The sequence below is a fragment of the Saccharopolyspora sp. NPDC050389 genome (assembly GCF_040655595.1).
GTDB lineage: Bacteria > Actinomycetota > Actinomycetes > Mycobacteriales > Pseudonocardiaceae > Saccharopolyspora.
Window position 1 is genome coordinate 26,320 of sequence record NZ_JBFAKG010000106.1, and the last position, 5,064, is coordinate 31,383.

General features: G+C 72.0%; 4 protein-coding genes. 2 read left to right on the forward strand and 2 right to left on the reverse strand.

The window, feature by feature from the left end; all coding sequences use genetic code 11:
- Positions 1–77: 77 nt before the first annotated feature.
- On the reverse strand, positions 78–1,532 hold the full coding sequence (locus AB0I53_RS42070; protein WP_358614866.1) for a phospholipid carrier-dependent glycosyltransferase: 1,455 nt from the start codon (positions 1,530–1,532) through the stop codon (positions 78–80).
- A 203-nt stretch (positions 1,533–1,735) separates the two neighbouring features.
- Here AB0I53_RS42070 and rsmI point away from each other — a divergent pair, with 203 nt between their 5' ends.
- Positions 1,736–2,572, forward strand: coding sequence for a 16S rRNA (cytidine(1402)-2'-O)-methyltransferase (rsmI, locus tag AB0I53_RS42075; protein ID WP_358614856.1), 837 nt, complete (start codon positions 1,736–1,738; stop codon positions 2,570–2,572).
- Positions 2,573–2,605: 33 nt separating this feature from the next.
- Positions 2,606–3,190, forward strand: coding sequence for a cysteine hydrolase (locus AB0I53_RS42080; RefSeq protein WP_358614858.1), 585 nt, complete (start codon positions 2,606–2,608; stop codon positions 3,188–3,190).
- 341 nt (positions 3,191–3,531) lie between these two features.
- Here the strand turns inward: AB0I53_RS42080 and AB0I53_RS42085 are convergent, their stop codons facing one another.
- Complete coding sequence (locus tag AB0I53_RS42085) at positions 3,532–4,800, reverse strand: aminodeoxychorismate synthase component I (protein WP_358614860.1); 1,269 nt, start codon at positions 4,798–4,800, stop codon at positions 3,532–3,534.
- Positions 4,801–5,064 lie beyond the last annotated feature (264 nt).

Genomic DNA, 5,064 nt, shown 5'->3' on the forward strand with positions numbered 1-5,064 from the left:
CGTGAGTCTTTTGGGTCGCCATAGCAGCCCAAAAGACTCACGGCCCCGTGCCTGCCGGAACGCCGCTCCGGTGGTGGTCAGCGCCAGGAGGGGAGCCAGAGCTCGGCCTGCCAGTGCTCCTGGGTGATCGGCTCGCCGTTGAGGATCGGCCACAGCCACACGAAGTTCGCCACCACGAGCCCCACGTACAGCGACACCGCGAGCAGCCCGGTCTGGCGCCGCTCCAGATGGTCGCGCGCCGTGCCGAGAACCTCGCCCAGCACCAGCACGATGCCCAGCACCAGGAACGGCGCCAGCGGCGTCGCGTAGAAGAAGTACATCTGCCGGTCCAGGTTGGTGAACCACGGCAGGTAACCGGCGCCGTAGCCGACCAGGACCGCGGCGTAGCGCCAGTCCATCCTGCTGGCCGCCCGCCAGACCGCCCAGCCCGCGACGGGCAGCGCCAGCCACCACAGCGCCGGCGTGCCGATCAGCATCGTCGCCCCGACGCAGCTGGACCGGCCGCAGCCCGGGATCCCGGACTCGTAGTAGTAGAGCATCGGGCGCATGCCCATCGGCCACGCCCACGGCTTCGACTCCCACGGGTGCGGGTTCTTCGGCGTGACCAGGTGGGTGTGGAAGTCCAGCACGTTGAGCTGGTAGTACAGCAGCGACCGCAGCGCGTCGGGCAGCGATCCGAAGCCGACGTCGTCGGCGACCACCACGGCGTGCCGATCCGTCGCCGTCTCGCTGGCGAACCAGCCCGCCCAGGTCGCGAAGTAGACCAGCAGCGGGATCGCCACCAGCGACCACAGCGCCGGGGCGGTGTCGCGCACCAGCGCCGCCCGCCACGGCCGCCGGACACCCGCCGAACGTCGCGCCAGCGCATCCCAGACGACGCTGAGCAGGCCGAACGCCATGATGTAGTAGATGGCGTTCCACTTCACGCCGCAGGCCAGCCCGAGCATCAGCCCGCCGCCGAACCGCCACCAGCGGAACCCCAGCCGCGGGCCCCACTTGCTCGCGTCCAGCCGGCCCTCGACGCAGACCTGCCACATCCGGCTGCGCACCTGGTCGCGGTCGACCAGCAGGCAGGCGAACGCGGCGAGCAGGAACATCGCCTGGAAGACGTCGAGCATCCCGACCCGGGACTGCACGTGGCTGAGCCCGTCGCAGATCAGCAGCACACCGGCCAGCGCGCCGAGCAGCGTGGACCTGGTCATCCGGCGGGCGATGCGGACGACGAGCAGCACCATCACCGTGCCGCACAGCGCGGCCATGATCCGCCAGCCCCACGGGTTGTAGCCGAGCAGCCACTCGCCGACCGCGATCAGCTGCTTGCCGACCGGCGGATGCGCGACCAGCTCGTAGCCGGGGTTGTCCTCGTAACCGCCGTTGCGCAGCATCTGCCACGCCTGCGGCACGTAGTGCTTCTCGTCGAAGACCGGGGTGCCCTCGTTGGTGGCGCGCCCGAGATCCCAAAGCCGCACGAGGCCGGCGACGACCGTGACCGCGATCGTGACCAGCCAGCCGCGCAGCCGGTCGGTGGGCATCGTCACGTCGAGCAGCGGGCGCGGGTCGCTCTCGCCCGGCTGCCGGGCCGGAGGCCTGCGGCCGACGTTGACGAGTTCGTCGGCGCTGCGGCCACCGGGATTGGGGACGAGGACGCTCACAGCCCCCGATCGTAGGAGACCAGCCGCGAAGTCGGTGGCCCGCCGCCCCGGGTGGCCCGCCCGCGGAAATACGCTGTGCGGTTATGGACTCCGGCACGCTCCTGCTCGCCGCCACCCCGCTCGGCGACTCCCGCGACGCCTCGGCGCGCCTCATCGACGCGCTCGGCTCGGCCGACGTCATCGCCGCGGAAGACACCAGGCGGGTGCGCGCGCTCGCCAGCGCGCTGGGCGTCACGCCCGGCGGCAAGGTGGTCAGCTACTACGAGGGGGTCGAAGCGGCACGGGCGCCGATGCTGCTGGACGCCCTGCGCGAGGGCCGCACGGTGCTGCTGGTCACCGACGCCGGGATGCCCAGCGTGTCCGACCCCGGATACCGGCTGGTGTCGGCCTGCATCGCCGAACAACTGCCGGTGACCTGCCTGCCCGGGCCATCCGCGGTGACCACCGCGCTCGCGGTGTCCGGGCTGCCGTCGGACCGGTTCTGCTTCGAAGGATTCCCGCCCCGCAAGCAGGGCGAACGCCGCCGCTGGCTCGGCCGGCTGCTCGCCGAGGAACGCACCTGCGTGTTCTTCGAAGCGCCGCACCGGCTCGCCGACATGCTGGCCGACGCCGTCGCGGTGCTCGGCGACTCGCGGCGAGCGGCGGTCTGCCGCGAGCTGACCAAGACCTACGAGGAGATCCGCCGCGGCAGCCTCGCGGAGCTCGCCGCCTGGGCCGCCGAAGGCGTGCGCGGCGAGATCACGGTGGTGCTCGGCGGAGCCGAGCCGCCGGCGACCGCCGACCCGGCGGAGCTGGTGGCGCAGGTGGAGGAGCGCGCCGCCGAAGGCGTGCGGCTGAAGGACGCGGTAGCGGAGGTCGCGGAGCTCGCGGGCGTGCGGAAGAAGGAGCTGTACGACGCGGTCCTCGCCGCCAGGCGGTAGAGGCCCGGCCGGGTTTCAGGGCAAGATCGAATAATGCGATTTGCTGTGCTGGGCCTGCATTGGCAGGTCAACGTGATCAAGCCCGAGGGATTCTTCGGCGGGATGCTCGCCGAATCGGTGGCGCGCAGCGGCGTGGTCGAGCGCGCCGCGCGATTCCACCGGGCGGCCGGCGAGGCCGGGGCCGAGCAGGTGTTCACCCGGTTCACGGTGCCCGCCGGCGAGGGCGGATTAGTGCGCAACACGGCGTTCATGCGCGCCGTCGGCGATGCGCAGGAGGCGTTCCGGCCGGACGCGCCGGGCTCCGGCCTGATATCGGAGATGTCGGATTCGGGCGGCCGGGTGGTGGACAACCAGCGGCTCTCCGGCCTGGCGGGCAACGACCTGGTGCCGTGGCTGCACGAACAGGGCATCGACAACCTGCTGATCACCGGCGTGGCCACGAACCTGACGGTCGAGCAGACCGCCCGGCACGGCACGGACCTCGGCTTCACCGTGCACGTGGTGCGCGACTGCGTGGCGGCGGCCGACGAAGCCGTGCACGCCGCGTCCCTGGCGAACCTCGACCTGGCGACGGCGGGCTGCCTGACCGCCGAAGAGGCCCTGGCCTTGCTCGGCTGACGCCGCCCCGCAACGTCTCGGCAGACCCTGGGTCGTGAGTACTTTGGATCGCTATAGCGGCTGTTTTGGATGTGGTGACGTGCGGATGTGGTAACGCGGGCGTTTTGTCTTTGAAGCGGCGCAGCCGCTTAGCCCACCTACGCAACCGGCACCGCCGCGGGTTCTCAGAGGTCTTCTCGCGAGGACAGCCCCGACGCGACGTATTGGACATACGTGTGTCGGGGATCCCACAGCGAGAAGACCTCTGAGGTTCCGCCACCCGCACCGCTATGCAGGACGAGTTTGGAAACAGGCTCTATAGCAGCCCAAAGTGCTCACGACCAGCAGGAACTCGTCCGCGGCTAGCGGCCCAGCAGGGACAGCACCGGGGCGGCCTTGGTGAGCACTTCCTGCCATTCCCGTTCCGGATTGGAGTCCGCGGTGATCCCGCCGCCGACGCCCAGGTGCAGCACGCCGTCGGCGTACTCCAGGGTGCGGATGGCGACGTTGAGCTCCATGCCCGCGACGGGCGAGGCCATGCCGACCGCGCCGCAGTAGACGTCGCGCGGCTGCGACTCCAGCTCCGCGATCAGCTCCAGCGCCCGCGCCTTCGGCGCGCCGGTCACCGACGCGGGCGGGAACGCCGCCGACAGCAGCGCCGAGTTCGGCAGCTCCGCTGGGATTTCGGCCCGCACGTCCGACACCAGGTGCCACACGCCGGGGTGCGGCTGCACGTCCAGCAGCCGGGGCACCGTCACGCGGCCGACCTCGGCGACCCGCCCGAGGTCGTTGCGCGCCATGTCCACGATCATCACGTTCTCCGCGATGTCCTTTGTGGACGACCGGAGCAGTTCGGCGTTGCGGTCGTCCTGCGGGCCCCGCCGCGGCAGCGTGCCCTTGATCGGGCTGGAACGCACCACCCGGCCGTGCCGGGCCAGGAACAACTCAGGCGAGAACGACGCGACCGCGCCCCACGACCCGGCCACGTAAGCCGCCCGCGCGGGCCGCAACCGCGCACTGCCGGCGGCGAACACCTCCAGCGGATCGCCCCGGAACGGCACCGCGAACCGGCTGCAGATGTTCGCCTGGAAGATCTCGCCTCCGGCGATCTCCTCCACGCATCCGCGCACGGCTTTGCCGTGCCGGTCGGCGTCCGGTCTGCCGACCGGCCCCGCCTCCCAGGACGCCTGCGGCGGATCGCCTGCGGCGACCACCTCGGCGAGCTCCGCGACCAGGCCGGGTTCTGCGGCGCCGAGCGCCTCGAACCACCACTGCCCGTCCGGGTCGAGGCGCAGCACGTGATCGGCCCAGCCCCACGCGGCGACGGGCAGCCGGCGGGGTTGGGCGTGCCGTCCCGGGTCGGTGAGGCCGTAGCCGAGGTAGCCGATCCAGCCGCCGCCGACCGGGCCGGGTTCCGCCTGACCCGGCTGCGTGTCGGTGGTGGTGAAGGCCCGTTCGGGCGCGGTGGCGTCGATCCGCACCGACGGGGCGAGGACGGCGGAGCCGCCGAACCAGTCGCCGGTCAGCGCGGCCGGCGGCGGCAGCCCGCGGCGGCGCGCGCGAGCCGCGAGGCGGCGCAGCACCTGGGCTGCGCTCGCCTCGCCGTCAATCGGACGGGTGAAGACCGGCACGCCGACAGTATGACTGCGCGCCGGCCCCGGACAGGTGCCCGACCGCGCTGCCGCCGCAGACGGGAAGCCGAATCGACGGCGCTGGCCGGCTGCCAAAGGTTTGCGCTGGTCACGGGGCCGTGAGTCTTTTGGGTCGCTGTAGAGCCTGTTTCCAAACTCGTCATGCGTGGCGGTGCGGGTGGCGGCCCCCCTGCGGGAGTCACCGCGGTCTTCTCGCTGTGGGATCCCCGACACACGTATGACCAATACGACGCGTCGGGGCTG

What these genes read in the sequence shown, in the direction of transcription:
- AB0I53_RS42070 (WP_358614866.1), bottom strand. Translation starts at nt 1,532, where the DNA reads ATGCCCACCGACCGGCTGCGCGGCTGGCTGGTCACGATCGCGGTCACG.
- rsmI (WP_358614856.1), top strand. Translation starts at nt 1,736, where the DNA reads ATGGACTCCGGCACGCTCCTGCTCGCCGCCACCCCGCTCGGCGACTCC.
- AB0I53_RS42080 (WP_358614858.1), top strand. Translation starts at nt 2,606, where the DNA reads ATGCGATTTGCTGTGCTGGGCCTGCATTGGCAGGTCAACGTGATCAAG.